Raw genomic sequence first — 18,652 nt, forward strand, 5'->3', positions numbered from 1 at the left:
CACCCACTGCATTAGGAATTATTTGCAGTACAGCCCTTTTCTGAAATATTGGGTACGTCAGGTAAGTGAAATGCTGACCCACACGCGCTTTCGCAGTGCTAAGCATATTCATCCCTGTGAAAAGGGCTGTAACTAGTGCTCCTCATATTCTGGCACAAAAGTCCTCGCTTGTTGCAGAGATTTTGCAATTGCTACGCTCGCTGCCTAGGTTGCCACCCGCATCTAACTAGCATTGAGAATTCGCTGCACAATTTGCAGACCCGTCACCGCCTGCCAACCAAAAAGGATCACCAGAAACAGGTTGAGGGTCATGTGCAGGGCACGAGCGGCCTCACTGCCCTTTTGCATAAAGGGGGTCAAGCTGGCAGAAATTGCAATCAATGCCGTCATCCCTAGCCCGACAATCAAGTGCGGTCCGACAAAGAGCTTGCCATTATTGATGTAGGTGACCGCCATCCCGCCAATCGTCCCCATGACCATCAAAGCCAATAGGATGGCGCCAACTTGGTGGTGTTTGATATTTACCTTGGATTGGATCAGTGCTTTCTTTTCCTCGCCGCTGAGGGAGCGTAGGCGACGGGTTTGAATCCCTAAATACATGGCATAAAGCGTGAGCGCAAAAAGAATCCACATCAGCACCGGGTGGGCAAAGGTAACCACCGGCTTAAGAGGCTCAGGAATTTCAATCATTGTTTTCGTGAACAGAACTCGGCAGGCAAAGCATTCATCGAAAGTTTGCTTTTCATATCGTAATACAGCCCTTTTCTAAAATATGGCCTACACCAAGGGGGCGCGAGGCTTCCGTAATTTTGACTGCTGCCAGTGTGTTCCATCCCCGCGAAAAGGGCTGTAGGGTTTACCCATCTGTTCTAAAGATGACAAAACGTTAGACTGAGAGCAGGACCTCTCCTTCGGTGTGTCAATCCTTGGGAACACAATTTATGATGAAAACTTTTTGGCAACGTCTCAAATCTGTGACAGCAATTGTGGCAGTGGGGGTATTGATTGCCCATCTTGTCCTTGACAGTGGTGCCGCATGGGCAGCCCGCAGTGGTGGACGTGTCGGGGGTGGCTCCTTTAGTCGTCCGGCGCCCGCCCGTTCCTACCGTGCCCCCCGCAGTGATTACGGCGGCTATGCTCAGCCTGTTCCAGTCTATGGCGGTGGTTTTGGCTTTCCCTTCCTGATTCCCTTCTTTGGTTTTGGCGGTGGCTTTGGCGGCCTATTCACGATCATCATGATTGGTGTGCTGGCCAATATTTTGATCTCCACCTTCCGCAACTTCCGCAATAGCGGCGATGACTCAGAGATCTACCAAGACAACCCCGTGGTCTCGCTGCATACGCTGCATGTGGGACTCCTCGCCCAAGCTCGCGAACTCCAAGAGGAACTGAATCAACTAGCGCTCACCGCTGATACCCAAAGTCCCGAAGGTCTCACCAAAGTGCTGCAAGAGGCAACGCTTGCTCTGCTGCGCCATCCCCAATACTGGGTTTATGCCCACGCCAGCAGCCAAGAAACGAAACTGCTGCAAGCGGAAACAGCCTTTAACCAACTGGCGCTTGCGGAGCGCAGCAAACTCAGTGCAGAAACCCTCTCCAACTACCGCCGTGAAATTAAGCAGACAGCGATCGTCCCTGTGGTGAGCAATGATGTGGGTGAATATATTGTTGTAACTTTGGTGGTGGCTGCCACGGGTCGCTTGAAACTGCCCGCAGTCAATAATGACCTAGAGCTACGGCAAGCGCTGCAACAGTTGGGAGGCATTGGTAGCGATCGCCTACTGGCGGTCGAATTGCTCTGGCAACCCCAAGCCATTGGTGACACCCTCACTGCTGATGAGTTGCTAATGGCCTATCCACAACTGAAGCACCTCTAACCCCTAGGCCCCCTGAGCGGCTAAATGTACCGCGCCCCGCAATCCCACCTCTGGATTCGTAATCACTGCAACGTACAACTGCTCCATCAGGGGGCGAAATCGTCCCTTACTCACAAACCCTTGGCGAAACGTGCCATCGGTCATTTTCGGCAGAATTTTCGGGGCAATCCCTCCGGCAATCAGCACCCCCCCCAAGGGCAAACTTTTCAGGGCAAGGTTGCCAGCCTCTGCCCCATAGGCATCCACAAACATCCGTAAGGCTTCTGCACACAGAGGATCCCCCTCAAGGCCGTATTGACTGATCACGGCGGCGCGATCCTCCACCTCTGCCATGGCTGCTGCAACCACTGCTGATTCGGGAGCAAAGTGGACACTCTTGAGATACTCGTAAATTGCCACTAGCCCCGCGCCAGAAACCACCCGTTCCACAGAAACTCGCTCGTAGGTTTGCCACAAATAGCGCAATAGACCCATTTCCTGTTCATTGCGGGGTGGAAAGTCGGTGTGGCCGCCCTCTAGGGGCATCACTTGGTAGCGATCGCCCTGCCAAATCATCAGTGCTTCCCCTAATCCAGTACCTGCTCCCAATAGGGCAATAGGCGCCTGGGGGCGCCGCGGTCGCTCCTGAAGGACAACAAAATCCGTCGGCGGTAACACCAATGCACCATAGGCCACGGCTGCAAAATCATTCAGCAGCGTCACGCAAGGGATCTGCAATGCCGTTTCTAATTCAGCACCACTGACCCGCCAGCCCAAATTGGTTACCTGAGCCACTTGGTCAATCACAGGCCCCGGAATCCCCAGACAAGCCCGCTGGGGATGGGCAGGACTCTCCTTGAGGAACATTTGCAAAAGAGCTGTCAAGTCAGGGAAATCGCGGCTGGCGTATTTCGCCCTGTGGAGCAAATGCCAATCGCTACCCACCACATCCCATAACTCGATGAGAGTTTTTGTGCCACCCACATCGGCGCCAAGTACAACGGTCATTGCCCACCCCTTGCTAACTCACGCTATGGGCTAACACTCGCTGCATCACGAGGGCGTAGGCATCCTCAATGGCGCCCAAATCTTGGCGAAAACGATCTTTATCGAGAATGCGCTTCTCAGGATCACTTTCATCCTGATTCCAGAGGCGGCAACTGTCGGGACTAATTTCATCCGCTAAGAGAATCTCCCCCGTCGGACTGCGGCCAAACTCCAGCTTAAAGTCCACCAAGGTAATGCCACACTCAGCAAAAAAGCGACTGAGATGGGTATTGACGGCCAAGGCCATTTCCCTGATCTTTGCGACTTCCTCATCTGTGGCAATCTGCAATAGGCGCAGGCGATCGCCCGTGAGCAGCGGATCACCAAGATCATCATTCTTGAGGTAAAACTCCACCAAGGGGGGATTGAGTTCTAATCCCAAGGGCAATCCCGTCTGCCGACAAAGGCTTCCCGCTGCCCGATTGCGCACCACCACCTCAAGGGGAATAATCTCTACTCGCCGAATGTGCATCTTGTTTGGCGCCACTTGGGCAATAAAATGGTTGGGGATGCCCTGAGCCGCTAGATACTGAAACAAATGGCTGGCGATCGCGCAGTTCATCACTCCCTTGTTTTGGATCGAGCCGCGCTTCTGAGCATTAAAGGCGGTGGCATCATCCTTGAACGCCGCCAGCAAGATGTCTGGATCCGCTGTGGCATAAATAATCTTTGCCTTGCCTTCGTACAAGGGAGAGAACTGAGTCATAAAAATGAGGTGCGTCTAAAAGCCAGATCTAGCCTAGCAAAGGCAGTCCCCCAATCCACAGCAGCTTGCTATAGGATAATCCCAATGGCTAAACCCCTCTTCGGCAAATTGGCATAGACTGACGGCAGGAGATAGATAGCGATGCCTCACTTCAGTAATCAACAGGCAGAAAAACTGGCAGAAATTGGTGCCTTCCTCCGCGAAAAGCGACGGGAAGTGGGTCTAAGTCTTGAGGAGTTGGCCGCCAAAACGTTGGTGCGCCAGTCAATCCTTGCAGCCATTGAAAATGCCAACCTTGAGGAGTTACCCGAACCCGTCTATACCCAAGGATTTATTCGCCGTTTTGCCGATGCCCTTGGCCTTGATGGCAAAAGTATTGCCGCCAATTTTCCAACAGTGGCTGACCCTGTGGAGCGCCCCGATAAACCCAGTGTTCCCAAGGGTGGCATAGGTTGGCAGTTGCGCCCAATTCACCTCTACCTGATGTACTTTGCCCTCGTGGCAGCGGCAGTGGCTGGGTTGGCCTATCTCTTTCGTCCCCAAGCCCAAAGCATCACCGATTTAGCCCCCGCACCGACCCCTACCGCGTCCCCCAGCCCCACACCCACCCCCACAGCAGCGGCAACACCGACGCCCAGCCCTACGACCCCTGAAACGGTTGAGGTCAAGTTGTCCCTCTCCGATGCCTCGTGGCTCGAGGTGGAAGCCGATGGTCGAGTTGTCTATGCCGGTATTTTGGAGTCGGGAACAGAGCGCAGTTGGCAAGCCAAGGAACGTTTAATTGTCCGCACGGGGAATGCTGGCGCTGTCAAGGTGAGTGTCAATAATGGTCCGTCCCAACCGATGGGGCAACTGGGAGAAGTGACAGAAAAAGAATTTCTTGCTAGTCAGGCCACTTCAGAGAGGGCAACCACGTCAACAGCACCTGAGCGTACCGTTTCCAACTAGGTCACCCTCAATGGATGCAGCAACCACCTATCAAGTGGGGGGCAGTTTACCCACCACATCGGCAGTCTATGTCCGACGGCAAGCGGATGCGGATCTGTTGGCTGCCCTCACCGCTGGCGAATTTTGCTATATTCTCAATTCGCGGCAAATGGGCAAATCCAGCTTGCGGGTGCAGGTGACGCAGCAATTGATGACAATGGGGTACCGCTGTGCTGCCCTCGACATTACCAAAATTGGCAGCCAAAATATTCAACCCGAGCAGTGGTATGCCAGCTTTGTGGGTGCCCTCATTCAGGGATTTCAGTTAACTGATGTGGTCTCCTTGCGCTCTTGGTGGCGCGATCGCCAGCTGGTGTCACCCATTCAGCGCCTCAGTGATTTCGTAGAAACAGTGCTGCTTGCCCACACCCGTGAACCTCTTGTCATTTTTATTGATGAAATTGATAGTTTGTTGAGTCTGCCCTTTTCCACCGATGATTTTTTTGCTTGGATCCGCGCTTGTTACAACCAACGGGCAGATTATCCCGAATATCAGCGCTTAACCTTTGCTCTCTTTGGCGTGGCCACTCCCGATCAACTGATTCAAGATAAGCAACGCACCCCCTTTAACATTGGTTGTGCCATTGATTTACAGGGATTTACCCTTGCGGAAGCCACCCCCCTACTCAAGGGCATTGCCCATCTTAGCGACAACCCCGATCAACTCTTGGCGGAAATTCTCAATTGGACGGGTGGCCAACCCTTCTTGACCCAAAAACTCTGTCGCCTGCTGCAACACCACGGGTCATTCATGCCAACGTCAACCCTCTCCCAGCAGTTAGCCCAGTTTGTCCAAGAGCATATCCTTCAGGATTGGGAGCGGCAAGATGAACCCGAACACCTCAAGACCATTCGCAATCGCTTGCTGGCTGATGAACAGCGCATCGGTCGGCTCTTGGGTCTCTATCAGCGGGTTTTAGAAACGGGGGGCATTCCCCTTGATGGCAGTAGTGAGCAGCGTGCCCTCGCTCTAACGGGACTGGTGTGTCAGCGCCAAGGCAAATTGCAAGTCTTTAACCCCATCTATGCCCATATTTTTGACGCTGCGTGGGTGGAGCAACAGTTGGCACAACTGCGCCCCTACAGTGAGGAGTTCCAAGCATGGCTGCGCTCTGGGGGGAGTGATAGCTCCCGTCTCCTGCGGGGACAAGCCCTTGAGGAAGCGTTGATCTGGGCCAGTGGCAAAAGTCTCAGTGATCTGGATTATCAGTATCTTTCTGCCAGTCAGGAGGCCAACCAGAAAGCGATTCAAGACACGTTACTGCTCGAGCGCCAAGAAAAGGAGGCGATCAGTGCTGCCAACCGCATTCTCGAGGCAGCTCGCCAAAAAGCCAGTCGTCTGACCCGCCGCGCCCTCATGGCTCTTGGTATTGTTTCTGTGATTTCTCTAGGGGTAGCGGCAATTTTGGCAAAGACCCATGCGAATCTGCAAGCCGCCCAAGAAAGTCTAGCCCTTGAGCAAACCAGTAATGATCTTCTGGAACAGTTTCAAACCCAAGAGTTACCCGCCCTTTTAGCAGGTATTGAGGCAGGACGCCACTTAAAACGACTGGTGGGCGATCGCCCCCTGAGTCAATACCCCACGACGCGCCCCCTCTTTGTGCTCAATTTTTTCCTCGATCACATTCAAGCCCGCAACCAATGGCAGAGTGACAATACCCCCCTGATGGCGGCCTTTTTGACGGCTGATGGTCAGCAGTTCAGCATTAGTGAAAGCGGCCTTGTCGAATTTTGGCGAGTGAACGGCGAGCGACTGAGTGCCCAGTCTTTGGAGATTGGCAATGTCAAACTGGCGCGGATCAGCCCTGCGGGCGATCGCGTGGGTCTGCTCAATAATAAGGGCGAAATTTCCCTGTGGCGTGTCGAAGTGCAAAAACTTATCTTTGAACGGCGTTTGCCTGCCTTACCGATCAATAACTTTCGCTTTAGTCCAGAGGGGCAGGAGTTGACGGCCACCACAACTACAGGGGATATGCTGCGTTGGAGCCTTGAAGGGGAATTACTGGCCACTATTCCCACCCCTAGCCAGAGTATCAATAGCTTGAGTTATGCCATCAGGGGCGATCGCTTGGCCACTGCCGATGAAGAAGGCTGGATTCGGGTTTGGTCCCGTCAGGGGGAACTGCTCCAAGCATGGCAAGTCCAAGCCGATCTTCCCGTTCCCCAAACCAGTTTGACCTATCTCAGCAATGGCCAACTGGCGACGGTAGGCAAAGATGGCACCCTCCGCCTTTGGAACACCAAGGGGCAGCAAATCAATCAATGGCGTGTCAGTGCAGCCCCAGTGTATTTTGTGGGTACGTCTCCTGTGGGCTATCGTCTATTGACCCTGAGCACAGATAACACGATGCGTCTGTGGCAGCCAACGGGTGAACTGATTGCTGAGTTGGGGAGTCATGAACGCCTGATCAATACCGTCAGCTTTAATCCAACGGGGTCAGTTCTCCTCAGTAGCGATCGCGGGGGGCAAATGACGCTGTGGTACCTCGATCATCACCGCACGGAACACTGGTTTGCCGATCAAGAAAGTATTTGGACAGTGGCCTTAGATCCCCAAGCAGCCACAGTGGTCACGGGGGGCAAAGATGGTCGCGTCAAGTACTGGCGACGGGATGGCACGCTCCTTGCCACAACCCCAGTTCTCGATCCTCAAGGCATCAACCAAGTGCTCTTTAGTCCCAGTGGCCAGCGGGTGGCGATCGCCACCAAAGGGGGAAAATTAGTGATCTGGAACCTTGCGGATCGCTCCCAGCAAATCTGGCAACTGCCCATCGAGGCTCCCCTCTACACCGTGTCCATGGATCCCCAACGACGGTACTTAGCCGCAGGCGATGAAAAAGGCACTATTTATCTTGTTGACCTCCAGCGGCCAGAGAACATTCAAAAGCGCAAAAGTGAAGGGGAAATTTGGAGCCTCAGCTTCCATCCGACACTCCCCCTGCTGGCGAGTACGGGGTCTGCGGGCACAATTGAGGTCTGGAATTTTGAGGGCGATCGCCTTGCCTATCGCCTGAACCCTGATGCAGGATGGCTGGCCAGTCTTGAATTTAGTGCCAACGGCCAATTCCTAGCGGCGGCTGGCGAAAGTGGCTCCGTCTATTTGTGGTCAATTCACGGCAAAACTGCCCCCAGCAACCCCCGTGTGTTTCGTGCTCACCAGCGGAGTATTGTCAGTCTCGGTCTTAGCCCCGATGGTGAAATGATCGCCACCGCCTCCCCCGATCGCAGTGTGCGGGTTTGGAACCAAAGAGGCCAGCTCATTACACTGATTGATCGTATTTCTGCCATTCCCTACAGCGTTGATGTGAGTGGCCAAGACGAACTTTATGTGGCGATCGGTACCGAGGATGACGAGGTCTTGATTAGCCCGCTGGCCACCCTAGGACAGTTATTAACCAGTGCCTGTGACTGGCTCAAGGACTACCGTCAACAAAATCCCGCTGTTGCTCAAGCCTGTCCCTAAACGCTTGCAAGGGAAGCAAGGGGATTCGGAACCTCCTCGCTGGTGAATTGCCCCATTAGCACATACTCCAAGCGTAGCTTCAGCCACTGAATAAATTGCTGGTTGGTGGAGATAATGGCTGCGGCGGGCTGTGGACAACGCGCCTTCTGTTCAGCAAACTGGGGCTGCTCTAAAAACGCCGGCTCGGGCACCAGCCAAAAATCAATCTCCTTACCCTGCTCCCGGTAGTGACGCTGTCGCTCGCGAAACACTTCCTCAAGGGGTTCTTCCTCAGTCAAAAACTTTTTGCTTGCGAGAATGTAATAGTACGTCGCCATAGGGATCTATGCAAAACCACAACATATTCTATACAGTCCTCAGCTTAGCATAGGGGGAACACCTGCCTCCATAACACTCTAGTTCTGAAGTTTCTGGTCGGAGCGATCGCTCTTCCTCGCCCATGCACCGCGACTCCCTCTTTTACCAACTGTTTGCCCAGTTACCCCAAACCCTCTTTGACCTTTTGGGCATAGACACCCCTCAGGGGTATCGTTTTGACTCAGTCGAGTTGAAGCAAACTGCCTTTCGCATTGATGGCGTCTTCGTGCCCCCTGACCCCTCGGGAATAGTCTATTTTTGTGAAGTGCAGTTTCAGCGGGACAACACCTTCTACGAACGATTCTTTGCTGAAATCTTTCTCTACTTGCGTCTGTATCGCCAGACCTTCTCTGATTGGCAAGCGGTGGTTATTTATCCCGATCGCCAAACAGAACAAGAGTGTTTTGAGCCGTATCAATTGTTAGTGAATAGCGATCGCCTGCGTCGGGTCTATTTGAATGAACTCGGTTCACTTGAGGCGTTGCCATTGAGCCTAGCCCTGATGCAGCTCACAGTGTTACCCGAAGCAGAAATGCCGACAGCAGCACGGTTGCTGGCAGAGCGCACTCGCATAGAGGCGGTTCCAAGGCTAGAAGTCATAATGGAGTTAATCACAACCATTGTGCTCTACAAGTTCACCAAGCTGAGTCGCGAGGAGGTGCTGCGCATGCTGGGGTTTACCACTGAGGAACTAAAGCGGACGCGATTTTATCAAGAGGTTTATGCTGAGGCACGAGAGGAAGGGCGACAAGAGGGGTTACAAGAGGGGCGAGCACAAGGGCGAGAAGAAGGACGAGAAGAGGGACGGCAACAAGGGCTACAGCAAGGCGAAGTAGCCGTTGTCCTACGGCAGTTAAGGCGGCGGTTTGGTAGTGTGCCCAATGACCTTGAAGAAGGGATTCGTCAGCTCTCCCCCGATCAAATCGAAGCATTGGCAGAAGCACTTCTAGACTTCACTGACCTAGAGGCAGTGTTTGCGTGGCTAAATCGCTCTTCCTAGCCCATGCGCCGTGACTCTCTTTTTTACCAACTGTTTGCCCAACTACCCCAGACCCTCTTTGACCTTTTGGGCAGAGACACCCCTCAGGGGTATCGTTTTGAGTCCGTCGAACTCAAGCAAACGGCCTTTCGCATTGATGGCGTCTTCGTGCCCCCTGACCCCTCGGGAATAGTCTATTTTTGTGAAGTGCAGTTTCAGCGGGACAACACCTTTTATGAACGCTTCTTTGCGGAAATCTTTCTCTATCTGCGGCTGTATCGCCACACCTTTTCTGACTGGCAAGCGGTGGTGATTTATCCCCATCGTCAAGCAGAACAAGTGTCCTTTGACCCCTATGAGGTGTTGGTGAATAGTCATCGCCTGCATCGGGTCTATTTGAATGAACTGGGGTCACTTGAGGCGTTGCCATTGAGCCTAGCGCTGATGCAGCTCACAGTGTTACCTGAAGCAGAAATGCCGACAGCAGCACGGTTGCTGGCAGAGCGCACTCGCATAGAGGCGGTTCCAAGGCCAGAAGTCATAATGGAGTTGATCACCACCATTGTGTTGTACAAATTCACCAAGCTGAGTCGCGAGGAGGTGCTGCGCATGCTGGGGTTTACCACTGAGGAACTAAAGCGGACGCGGTTTTATCAAGAGGTTTATGCTGAGGCGCGAGAGGATGGATTACAGCAGGGATTACAGCAGGGATTACAGCAGGGATTGCAACAGGGATTGCAACAAGGATTGCAACAAGGACTGCAACAAGGATTGCAACAAGGATTGCAGCAAGGATTGCAACAAGGATTGCAACAAGGATTGCAACAAGGGCTACAGCAAGGCGAAGCAGCCGTTGTCCTGCGGCAGTTAAGGCGGCGGTTTGGTAGTGTGCCCAATGACCTTGAAGAACGGATTCGTCAGCTCTCCCCCGATCAAATCGAAGCGTTGGCAGAAGCACTTCTAGACTTCACTGACCTAGAGGCAGTGTTTGCGTGGCTAAATCGCTCTTCCTAGCCCATGCACCGCGACTCCCTCTTTTACCAACTGTTTGCCCAGCTACCCCAAACCCTCTTCGACCTTTTGGGCAGAGACACCCCTCAGGGGTATCGTTTTGACTCCGTGGAACTCAAGCAAACGGCCTTTCGCATTGATGGCGTCTTCGTGCCCCCTGACCCCTCGGGAATAGTCTATTTTTGTGAAGTGCAGTTTCAGCGGGACAACACCTTTTATGAACGCTTCTTTGCGGAAATCTTTCTCTATTTGCGGCTGTATCGCCACACCTTTTCTGACTGGCAAGCGGTGGTGATTTATCCCCATCGTCAAGCAGAACAAGTGTCCTTTGACCCCTATGAGGTGTTGGTGAATAGTCATCGCCTGCGTCGGGTCTATTTGAATGAACTCGGTTCACTTGAGGCGTTGCCATTGAGCCTAGCGCTGATGCAGCTCACAGTGTTACCTGAAGCAGAAATGCCGACAGCAGCACGGTTGCTGGCAGAACGCACTCGCATAGAGGCGGTTCCAAGGCCAGAAGTCATAATGGAGTTGATCACCACCATTGTGTTGTACAAATTCACCAAGCTGAGTCGCGAGGAGGTGCTGCGCATGCTGGGGTTTACCACTGAGGAACTAAAGCGGACGCGGTTTTATCAAGAGGTTTATGCTGAGGCGCGAGAGGATGGATTACAGCAGGGATTACAGCAGGGATTACAGCAGGGATTACAGCAGGGATTGCAACAAGGATTGCAGCAAGGATTGCAACAAGGATTGCAACAAGGATTGCAACAAGGGCTACAGCAAGGCGAAGCAGCCGTTGTCCTACGGCAGTTAAGGCGGCGGTTTGGCAGTGTGCCCAATGACCTTGAAGAACGGATTCGTCAGCTCTCTCCCGATCAAATCGAAGCGTTGGCAGAAGCACTCCTAGACTTCACTGACCTAGAGGCAGTGTTTGATTGGCTCGATCACTCCGCCTAAGAATACTGCCTCGCGTGTTGATCTATTGGGTTGACATGCCCTAGACCCAAGAGGGGTAACATCGGCTGTTAAAATTTGTGATGGATTATCCATACGTGCAGCATTTTTGCCCTTAGGAGAGAACTGATTTGAGCGAAGCAGCCGTTGCCATTGTCACTGGTGCCTCACGGGGAATTGGTCGGGCGATCGCCCTCGAGCTGGCAAAAGCAGGAGCCACGGTAGTGGTTAACTACGCCCGTTCTGCTGAAGCTGCCCTTGAAGTGGTGCAAATGATTGAACAGCAAGGGGGAACAGCGATCGCGATTGCTGCCGATGTGTCTGTCCCTGAGCAGGTCGATACCCTTGTGGCCAAAACTGTGGACACCTATGGCCGCGTCGATGTGCTGGTCAACAATGCCGGCATTACCCGCGACACGCTGCTGCTGCGCATGAGCCTCGAGGATTGGCAGGCCGTGATTAACCTGAACCTGACGGGGGTCTTCCTGTGTACCCGTGCGGTGAGTAAACTGATGCTCAAGCAAAAGCGGGGACGAATTATCAACATTGCCTCTGTGGCCGGGCAAATGGGCAACCCTGGCCAAGCCAACTACAGTGCTGCCAAAGCAGGCGTGATTGGGTTTAGCAAAACTGTGGCCAAAGAACTCGCCAGTCGGGGCATTACCGTGAATGCCGTTGCCCCCGGTTTTATTGCCACTGAGATGACCGCTGGACTCAAGGCGGAGGACATTCTTAAATTCATTCCTCTAGGGCGGTATGGTGAACCCACAGAAGTGGCGGGGATGGTGCGCTTTTTGGCCTTGGATCCGGCAGCCGCTTACATTACGGGGCAAGTCTTCAATGTGGATGGTGGTATGGTGATGGCCTAGGCGCCTTGGAGTAGTGCAACAACCCATGACCGACGCGATTACCCTCCCCAGTCAATACGATCCCAAGCAAACCGAGGCCAAATGGCAACAGCTTTGGGAAAGCAGTGGTGTCTTTCACGCCGATCCCAACCACCCCGGCAAGCCCTATTGCATTGTCATTCCGCCTCCGAATGTCACCGGCAGTTTGCACATGGGGCACGCCTTTGAGCACGCCCTGATTGATGTGCTGATTCGCTATTACCGCATGATTGGTCGCAACGTTCTCTGGCTGCCGGGGACAGACCATGCCAGTATTGCTGTTAGCACGATTTTGGATCAACAGTTGCAGGCGGAGGGCACCAACCGCTTTGCCTTGGGACGAGAGGCCTATCTCCAGCGGGCTTGGGCGTGGAAGGAGTCATCGGGCAATACGATTGTCGGCCAAATTCGTCGCTTGGGACTATCGGTGGATTGGTCGCGCGAACGCTTCACCATGGACGAGGGGTTGTCGCGGGCGGTGCTGACCGCCTTTAATCGCCTCTATGAAGCAGGGCTGATCTATCGCGGTAAGTATTTGGTGAACTGGTGCCCCGCCAGTCAATCGGCGGTCTCGGATTTAGAAGTGGAAAACCGTGAAGTACAGGGGCATCTCTGGCATTTTCGCTATCCGCTGACGGATGGCTCAGGCTATTTGGAGGTGGCGACGACCCGGCCAGAAACGATGCTGGGAGATACAGCGGTGGCGGTTCACCCTGAGGACGATCGCTATCGCCATTTGATTGGCAAAACGCTGCGGCTTCCCCTGATGAATCGGGAAATTCCCATTATTGGCGATCCCTTAGTAGATCCGACCTTTGGCACCGGCTGTGTGAAAGTCACCCCAGCCCACGATTCCAATGATTTTGTCATGGGGCAACGCCATCACCTACCCATGATTAACCTGATGAATAAGGATGGCACCCTCAATGAGAATGCTGGCGAGTTTGCGGGTCTGGATCGCTTTGTGGCGCGTCAACAGGTGGTGGCTCGCCTAGAGGCAGAGGGCTTTTTGGTACGGGTGGAGGACTATAAACACACCGTTCCCTATAGCGATCGCGGCAAAGTGCCCATTGAACCGCTCCTCTCTACCCAATGGTTTGTGAAAATTCGTCCCCTCGCGGATGCCACCCTCAAGGCACTGGATAAAAAGCACTCCCCCCGCTTTATCCCCGATCGCTGGGCAAAGGTCTATCGCGATTGGCTGGTGAACTTACGGGATTGGTGTATTTCACGGCAACTGTGGTGGGGGCATCAAATTCCCGCTTGGTATGTGGTCAGTGAAACCGAGGGCGAAGTGCGCGATGACACGCCCTTTGTGGTGGCCATGGATGAGGCCGCTGCCCGCGCCAAGGCGATCGCCCAATTTGGCAAGGAGATTCAGCTCCAGCAGGATCAGGACGTACTGGATACGTGGTTTTCCTCTGGTCTATGGCCCTTTTCCACCTTGGGCTGGCCGGATGATACGCCAGATTATCACTGCTACTACCCTACTGCCACCTTGGTCACCGGCTTTGACATCATCTTTTTCTGGGTGGCGCGGATGACAATGATGGGGCAGTACTTCACCGGTAAAATCCCCTTCCGCGATGTCTATATCCACGGCTTGGTGCGGGACGAAAACAACAAAAAAATGTCCAAGTCTGCCAACAACGGCATTGACCCGCTGATCTTAATTGAAAAATACGGCACCGATGCCCTGCGCTATAGCTTAGTCAAGGAAGTGGTCGGCGCCGGACAGGATATTCGCCTAGAGTACAACCGCAAAACCGATGAATCGGCAACCGTCGAATCTGGCCGCAACTTTGCCAACAAGCTTTGGAATGCCTCTCGCTTTGTGCTGCTGAATCTAGAGGGGCAAACCCCCAGCCAGTTGGGGACACCGCGGCGGCGGGACTTGGCGGCTAGCGATCGCTGGATTCTCAGTCGCTACCACACGGCCATTCAAACCACCCGCGAACGCATTGAAAGCTATGGCCTTGGGGAGGCGGCCAAGGGACTCTACGAATTCATCTGGGGGGATTTTTGCGACTGGTACATTGAACTGGTGAAACCCCGTTTGCAAGGGGAAAACGCCAAAGCCAAGCGCACGGCGCAACAGGTGCTAGCTACGGTTCTCGATGGTATCCTGAAGCTGCTCCATCCTTTCATGCCCCACATTACAGAGGAAATTTGGCACACGCTGCATCAGGTGGGAGACAGGGAAGTTTTAGCGGTACAACCCTACCCGAAAGTGAATCGCCGCGCCATTGACCCTGACCTTGAAGCCCAATTTAGCCTTTTGATTGAAACCATCCGCACCCTTCGCAATCTGCGGGCAGAGGCGGGGATTAAGCCGGGGTTGTATATTACGGCCTTGATTGAGGCCAGTGCTGAGGAAGCACCGATCTTTGAGGCTGGGGCGACAGATATTCAACACCTAGCGCGTCTCGAGTCGCTAACCATTGGTACTGGACTGCAAATTCCGCAGCAGGTGTTTAGTGGTGTGGTTGGCAAAAGCGAGGTGCTCATTCCCCTAGCGGGGGTCGTAGATGTGGAGGCCTTGGTAACAAAACTCCAGAAGGAGGGCGATCGCCTGACCAAAGACATTCAATCTTTAACGGCTCGCCTCAACAACCCCAATTTTGTTAACAAAGCCCAACCAGAGGTGGTGGCTACGGCTCAGGCGCAATTGACCGCTGCCCAACAGCAACTCACGATTATTCAGCGCCGACTCCAATCCCTGAGTGCCGATGCCTAAACCCAATTCTGATCAGTAGAAAACGGCACCGCAAGCAGTCGAAGCCTATTTGCGCGATCGCTCGCCTCGTTAACATGCAATAAAAAGCAATAAAAAATAGGGGGGTGTTTCCCCCCTGAAATGGACTGAGAAAATCTCAGCCTTAGTAGCGATACCCGCCGTAGCCGCTGTTGGCCTGATTGGGCTTATAGACAATAAAGCTCATCACTTGGCACTGCTTGATATTGTCAAAGGCCACCACACGGACGAAGCAGTTGGGATATTCCGAGCGGCACTGCTGCACTTCGTTGAGCACCTCTTGGGCATTGGTGCAGTTAAACAGGGGCAGCTTCCACATCGTCCAGTAACGAATCTCAGCATCAGAGCTTTCATTGAACTCTACGCAGGGGTGGTAGCCCTGATCAATGGCGTACTGGATTTGGCGAGCAATTTGGGCGTCACTGAGGGGAGGCAGGTAGGAGAAGGTTTCGTAACGACGCTCTTTGGGCAGTGTTTTCATAGGTTCCTCAATTGGTTCACAGTCAACAAATTATTCAGGGGTTTCTGGGTTGCTGCTCTCAACATTGGCTTCCGACACTTGGGTCATTCGCTCCAGTTGTTGACAGCGTTGTTGCAAATTGGCCTGCTGGATGCCCGCACGTAGCATTTCTGGCAGGTAGTCCGCCACCATTTCCGCGAGATGTTCGCGTACCGTGAGGATGCGAAAACCGAGATCGGGCTGTTCGCGAAAGAGGGCTTCCAAGTAGCGTTCACCGTCTTGGATACTTTCTTGACTCGTGAACTGGTGTAGCCAGAGCGATCGCGGTGGATCGGTTTCGGCCAGTTGCCCAATCACGGTTCGCACGGCCTGATAGGTGAGATAACTCATCAGGGTTTTGGTGGTTTGCTTCGCAATGTGCTTGACATCCATAGACCTACGGGGAAATCGTTGCCGTAGCTCCGATTGAACCCCAACTGCACCACCTAGATCGTGTCTTGCGCTTCAAACTCGAACTTGATTTCTTTCCAGAGTTCGCAGGCAGCAGCCAGTTCTGGACTCCAGCGAGCGGCTTCGCGGATGATGTCGCCGCCTTCGCGCATCAAGTCACGACCTTCGTTCCGAGCTTGGATACAGGCTTCAAGGGCGACCCGGTTCGCAGTTGCCCCCGGTGCATTCCCCCAAGGGTGACCAAGTGTGCCGCCCCCAAATTGCAGCACAGAATCATCACCAAAAATGTCCACCAGTGCGGGCATGTGCCAGACGTGAATGCCACCAGAAGCCACCGCCATCACTCCTGGCATCGAGGCCCAGTCTTGGGTGAAGTAAATGCCACGGGAGCGATCCTGCTCAATGTAGTTTTCCCGCAGCAGATCGACAAAGCCTAGGGTGACGGCTTTATCCCCTTCCAGCTTACCGACAACGGTACCGGTGTGGATGTGGTCACCACCAGACATCCGCAAGCACTTGGCCAAGACCCGGAAGTGGATGCCGTGGTTTTTCTGACGGTCAATCACAGCGTGCATGGCGCGGTGAATGTGCAGCAGCATGCCATTGTCACGGCACCATTTCGAGAGGGTGGTGTTGGCGGTGAAGCCAGCGGTGAGGAAGTCATGCATGATGATGGGCATTTCCAGTTCTTTAGCGAACTCTGCCCGTTTCAGCATTTCTTCGCAGGTGGCAGCGGTTACGTTGAGATAGTGGCCTTTGATTTCACCGGTTTCTGCTTGGGCTTTGTGAATGGCATCAGCGACAAACAGGAAGCGATCGCGCCAGCGTTGGAAAGGCTGGGAGTTGATGTTTTCGTCATCTTTGGTGAAGTCCAGACCACCGCGCAAGCATTCATAAACGGCACGGCCATAGTTTTTCGCCGACAGACCCAGTTTCGGCTTAATGGTGCAGCCCAAGAGGGGACGACCGTATTTATTCAATTTGTCGCGTTCCACTTGAATCCCGTGGGGTGGCCCTTGGAAGGTTTTCAGGTAAGCCACAGGAATCCGCAGGTCTTCAAGGCGCAGCGCTTTGAGGGCTTTGAAACCAAACACGTTCCCCACAATGGAGGTCAGCATGTTGGTGACCGAGCCTTCTTCAAAGAGATCCAGCGGGTAGGCAATGTAGGCGATGAACTGATTATCTTCACCCGGCAGGGGCTCGATGTCGTAGCAGCGACCTTTGTAGCGATCCAAGTCGGTCAGCAGGTCGGTCCACACGGTGGTCCATGTCCCTGTCGAGGATTCGGCGGCAACGGCGGCAGCAGCTTCTTCAAAGGGCACGCCCGGCTGCGGGGTCACACGAAAGGCCGCTAGAATATCAGTGTCTTTGGGGGTGTAATCCGGGGTGTAATAGGTCAGGCGGTAATCTTTTACCCCTGCCTGATACCCAGCTTTCTGGGATTTAGATTGCGTGTAGGCCATAGACATTTTTCCTCTTTAACAGCTACTGTGCCAAGTAGAGCAATCTCTACGGGCAACCTTTGCAATGGGTAGTGTGAACGCTACGATTCCCCGAAAATGGGGCAAAATTGAGCAATGCAAAACTCAGCGAGAGGATGCAACCATCCGCAAGCCTGTGATATGGTCGTAGGTCTTATGCTTAGCATCAGCTTAGTTGATACCCAATGCAATAACTTTTGCTTTGGAGATTCTTAATTATTCTATAGGTTTGGGTTATCAATCTTTAGAGTTGTTTATGGGTTTCTAATCAGAGGCGCATAACTATAGTCTTCTCTCTATTCAAAAATGATTGAGGATTATCCGAAATCAATTGAATGGCACTCATGGGGGGCGATCGCTCTATTGTTTTTGTAAAAAAGGGGGTGGAATTTCTATGAGTCCGATCATTCAATGGTATCCCGGCCACATTGCCAAGGCCGAACGTGCCCTCAAGGAACAACTGAAACAGGTGGATGTGATCTTAGAAGTGCGGGATGCACGGATTCCCTTGGCCAGTTGCCATCCCCAAATTCGGCAGTGGGCCAGTGGCAAGCAACGCCTCTTAGTGCTCAATGGTATGGACAGGATTAGCGATCGCGATCGCCAAGAGTGGCTCACTTGGTTTGAGACCCAAGGAGAAACCGTCTTTTTCACCAATGCGCAGCGTGGGGAAGGCATTTACCGTCTCCAACAGGCGACGGTGCAGGCAGGGGCTGTCATGAATCAACGCCGCCAACAGCGGGGCATGCAAGTAAGAGCCGTGCGGGCTGTGGTTCTGGGATTTCCCAATGTGGGCAAGTCAGCACTGATCAATCGCCTCTTGCAGCAGCGGGTGGTCGAGAGTGCCGCTCGGCCGGGGGTAACCCGGCAACTGCGTTGGGTGCGTTTGTCTCCCACCTTGGAACTTTTGGATGCCCCCGGGGTCTTGCCGATGAATTTTAAGAATCAAGAGGCGGCGGTAAAACTGGCCATTTGCGATGACATTGGCCAAGCTGCCTACGACCCTTGTCGCGTGGCACCAATTCTTGTTGAGCTACTGCACCAGTTGGGACAGGCCGATCGCCTCAGCGATCGCTATGGTCTAGCCGTCACCGACACGGGTGAAACCTATCTTCATGATCTCGCCACTCGCCGCTACCATGGGGACTTAGAACGGGCGGCTCGTCAACTTTTGCAAGACTATCGCCGCGGTTACTTGGGGGCGATCGCCCTTGAGCATCCCCCTTTACAAAATAGCATGTAAGTATTTAGTATGT

General features: G+C 53.5%; 16 protein-coding genes. 9 read left to right on the plus strand and 7 right to left on the minus strand.

Annotated features, from left to right (window positions below):
* Positions 1 to 222: 222 nt before the first annotated feature.
* On the minus strand, positions 223 to 690 hold the full coding sequence (locus tag M0644_RS07980; RefSeq protein ID WP_286625246.1) for a DUF4079 domain-containing protein: 468 nt from the start codon (positions 688 to 690) through the stop codon (positions 223 to 225).
* 251 nt (positions 691 to 941) lie between these two features.
* On the opposite strand from M0644_RS07980, the gene M0644_RS07985 reads away from it, so the two are divergent.
* Entirely contained in the window at positions 942 to 1,877 is a 936-nt protein-coding gene (locus tag M0644_RS07985; RefSeq protein WP_149819759.1) for a DUF1517 domain-containing protein, read from the plus strand.
* Positions 1,878 to 1,880: 3 nt separating this feature from the next.
* Here M0644_RS07985 and M0644_RS07990 read toward each other — a convergent pair whose 3' ends face one another.
* Positions 1,881 to 2,864 (minus strand): glucokinase, encoded by a 984-nt coding sequence (locus tag M0644_RS07990; protein WP_149819761.1) that lies wholly within the window; start codon positions 2,862 to 2,864, stop codon positions 1,881 to 1,883.
* Between the two features lie 13 nt (positions 2,865 to 2,877).
* On the minus strand, positions 2,878 to 3,609 hold the full coding sequence (gene purC, locus M0644_RS07995) for a phosphoribosylaminoimidazolesuccinocarboxamide synthase (protein ID WP_149819763.1): 732 nt from the start codon (positions 3,607 to 3,609) through the stop codon (positions 2,878 to 2,880).
* A gap of 141 nt (positions 3,610 to 3,750) precedes the next feature.
* Between purC and M0644_RS08000 the strand changes: the two genes are divergently transcribed.
* Together M0644_RS08000 and M0644_RS08005 are read left to right on the plus strand one after the other, a co-directional pair.
* Entirely contained in the window at positions 3,751 to 4,557 is an 807-nt protein-coding gene (locus M0644_RS08000; RefSeq protein ID WP_149819765.1) for a helix-turn-helix domain-containing protein, read from the plus strand.
* Positions 4,558 to 4,567: 10 nt separating this feature from the next.
* A complete protein-coding gene (locus M0644_RS08005) occupies positions 4,568 to 8,059 on the plus strand; it encodes an AAA-like domain-containing protein (RefSeq protein WP_286625247.1) in 3,492 nt (1,163 codons plus the stop codon).
* On the opposite strand, the gene M0644_RS08010 is transcribed toward M0644_RS08005, so the two are convergent.
* Entirely contained in the window at positions 8,056 to 8,376 is a 321-nt protein-coding gene (locus M0644_RS08010; protein WP_011057339.1) for an MgPME-cyclase complex family protein, read from the minus strand. The genes M0644_RS08005 and M0644_RS08010 overlap by 4 nt on opposite strands.
* Positions 8,377 to 8,498: 122 nt before the next feature.
* Between M0644_RS08010 and M0644_RS08015 the strand changes: the two genes are divergently transcribed.
* From M0644_RS08015 to M0644_RS08035, 5 genes are all read left to right on the plus strand, one after another.
* Positions 8,499 to 9,416 (plus strand): Rpn family recombination-promoting nuclease/putative transposase, encoded by a 918-nt coding sequence (locus M0644_RS08015; RefSeq protein ID WP_286625252.1) that lies wholly within the window; start codon positions 8,499 to 8,501, stop codon positions 9,414 to 9,416.
* Positions 9,417 to 9,419: 3 nt separating this feature from the next.
* Complete coding sequence (locus tag M0644_RS08020) at positions 9,420 to 10,409, plus strand: Rpn family recombination-promoting nuclease/putative transposase (RefSeq protein ID WP_286625253.1); 990 nt, start codon at positions 9,420 to 9,422, stop codon at positions 10,407 to 10,409.
* A gap of 3 nt (positions 10,410 to 10,412) precedes the next feature.
* On the plus strand, positions 10,413 to 11,366 hold the full coding sequence (locus tag M0644_RS08025) for an Rpn family recombination-promoting nuclease/putative transposase (protein ID WP_286625255.1): 954 nt from the start codon (positions 10,413 to 10,415) through the stop codon (positions 11,364 to 11,366).
* 128 nt (positions 11,367 to 11,494) lie between these two features.
* Positions 11,495 to 12,232, plus strand: coding sequence for a 3-oxoacyl-[acyl-carrier-protein] reductase (gene fabG / locus M0644_RS08030; protein WP_286625256.1), 738 nt, complete (start codon positions 11,495 to 11,497; stop codon positions 12,230 to 12,232).
* A 25-nt stretch (positions 12,233 to 12,257) separates the two neighbouring features.
* A complete protein-coding gene (locus tag M0644_RS08035; protein WP_286625257.1) occupies positions 12,258 to 14,987 on the plus strand; it encodes a valine--tRNA ligase in 2,730 nt (909 codons plus the stop codon).
* A 142-nt stretch (positions 14,988 to 15,129) separates the two neighbouring features.
* Here M0644_RS08035 and M0644_RS08040 read toward each other — a convergent pair whose 3' ends face one another.
* The 3 genes from M0644_RS08040 to M0644_RS08050 are packed head-to-tail and all read right to left on the minus strand — an operon-like array spanning position 15,130 to position 17,378.
* Positions 15,130 to 15,486: a ribulose bisphosphate carboxylase small subunit gene (locus M0644_RS08040; protein ID WP_286625258.1), complete on the minus strand. Its 357-nt coding sequence runs from the start codon at positions 15,484 to 15,486 to the stop codon at positions 15,130 to 15,132.
* A 30-nt stretch (positions 15,487 to 15,516) separates the two neighbouring features.
* Positions 15,517 to 15,897 carry a RuBisCO chaperone RbcX gene (rcbX, locus tag M0644_RS08045; protein WP_149819785.1) on the minus strand — a complete coding sequence of 127 codons (381 nt, stop codon included), beginning with the start codon at positions 15,895 to 15,897 and terminating at the stop codon, positions 15,517 to 15,519.
* A 53-nt stretch (positions 15,898 to 15,950) separates the two neighbouring features.
* Positions 15,951 to 17,378, minus strand: a complete 1,428-nt coding sequence (locus M0644_RS08050; RefSeq protein ID WP_286625259.1) for a form I ribulose bisphosphate carboxylase large subunit — start codon at positions 17,376 to 17,378, stop codon at positions 15,951 to 15,953.
* Positions 17,379 to 17,790: 412 nt separating this feature from the next.
* Between M0644_RS08050 and ylqF the strand changes: the two genes are divergently transcribed.
* The gene (ylqF, locus tag M0644_RS08055; protein WP_286625260.1) at positions 17,791 to 18,639 is read left to right on the plus strand and encodes a ribosome biogenesis GTPase YlqF; all 849 of its coding nucleotides are present in this window, start codon (positions 17,791 to 17,793) and stop codon (positions 18,637 to 18,639) included.
* Positions 18,640 to 18,652 lie beyond the last annotated feature (13 nt).

It is taken from the genome of Thermosynechococcus sp. B1 (genome assembly GCF_030322985.1).
Classification (GTDB): domain Bacteria; phylum Cyanobacteriota; class Cyanobacteriia; order Thermosynechococcales; family Thermosynechococcaceae; genus Thermosynechococcus.

Coding starts and splice junctions, on each gene's coding strand:
- M0644_RS07980 (WP_286625246.1), bottom strand. CDS start 690: ATGATTGAAATTCCTGAGCCTCTTAAGCCGGTGGTTACCTTTGCCCAC.
- M0644_RS07985 (WP_149819759.1), top strand. CDS start 942: ATGATGAAAACTTTTTGGCAACGTCTCAAATCTGTGACAGCAATTGTG.
- M0644_RS08040 (WP_286625258.1), bottom strand. CDS start 15,486: ATGAAAACACTGCCCAAAGAGCGTCGTTACGAAACCTTCTCCTACCTG.
- M0644_RS08025 (WP_286625255.1), top strand. CDS start 10,413: ATGCACCGCGACTCCCTCTTTTACCAACTGTTTGCCCAGCTACCCCAA.
- M0644_RS08050 (WP_286625259.1), bottom strand. CDS start 17,378: ATGGCCTACACGCAATCTAAATCCCAGAAAGCTGGGTATCAGGCAGGG.
- M0644_RS08005 (WP_286625247.1), top strand. CDS start 4,568: ATGGATGCAGCAACCACCTATCAAGTGGGGGGCAGTTTACCCACCACA.
- ylqF (WP_286625260.1), top strand. CDS start 17,791: ATGAGTCCGATCATTCAATGGTATCCCGGCCACATTGCCAAGGCCGAA.
- M0644_RS08000 (WP_149819765.1), top strand. CDS start 3,751: ATGCCTCACTTCAGTAATCAACAGGCAGAAAAACTGGCAGAAATTGGT.
- M0644_RS08015 (WP_286625252.1), top strand. CDS start 8,499: ATGCACCGCGACTCCCTCTTTTACCAACTGTTTGCCCAGTTACCCCAA.
- rcbX (WP_149819785.1), bottom strand. CDS start 15,897: ATGGATGTCAAGCACATTGCGAAGCAAACCACCAAAACCCTGATGAGT.
- M0644_RS08035 (WP_286625257.1), top strand. CDS start 12,258: ATGACCGACGCGATTACCCTCCCCAGTCAATACGATCCCAAGCAAACC.
- M0644_RS08010 (WP_011057339.1), bottom strand. CDS start 8,376: ATGGCGACGTACTATTACATTCTCGCAAGCAAAAAGTTTTTGACTGAG.
- purC (WP_149819763.1), bottom strand. CDS start 3,609: ATGACTCAGTTCTCTCCCTTGTACGAAGGCAAGGCAAAGATTATTTAT.
- M0644_RS07990 (WP_149819761.1), bottom strand. CDS start 2,864: ATGACCGTTGTACTTGGCGCCGATGTGGGTGGCACAAAAACTCTCATC.
- M0644_RS08020 (WP_286625253.1), top strand. CDS start 9,420: ATGCGCCGTGACTCTCTTTTTTACCAACTGTTTGCCCAACTACCCCAG.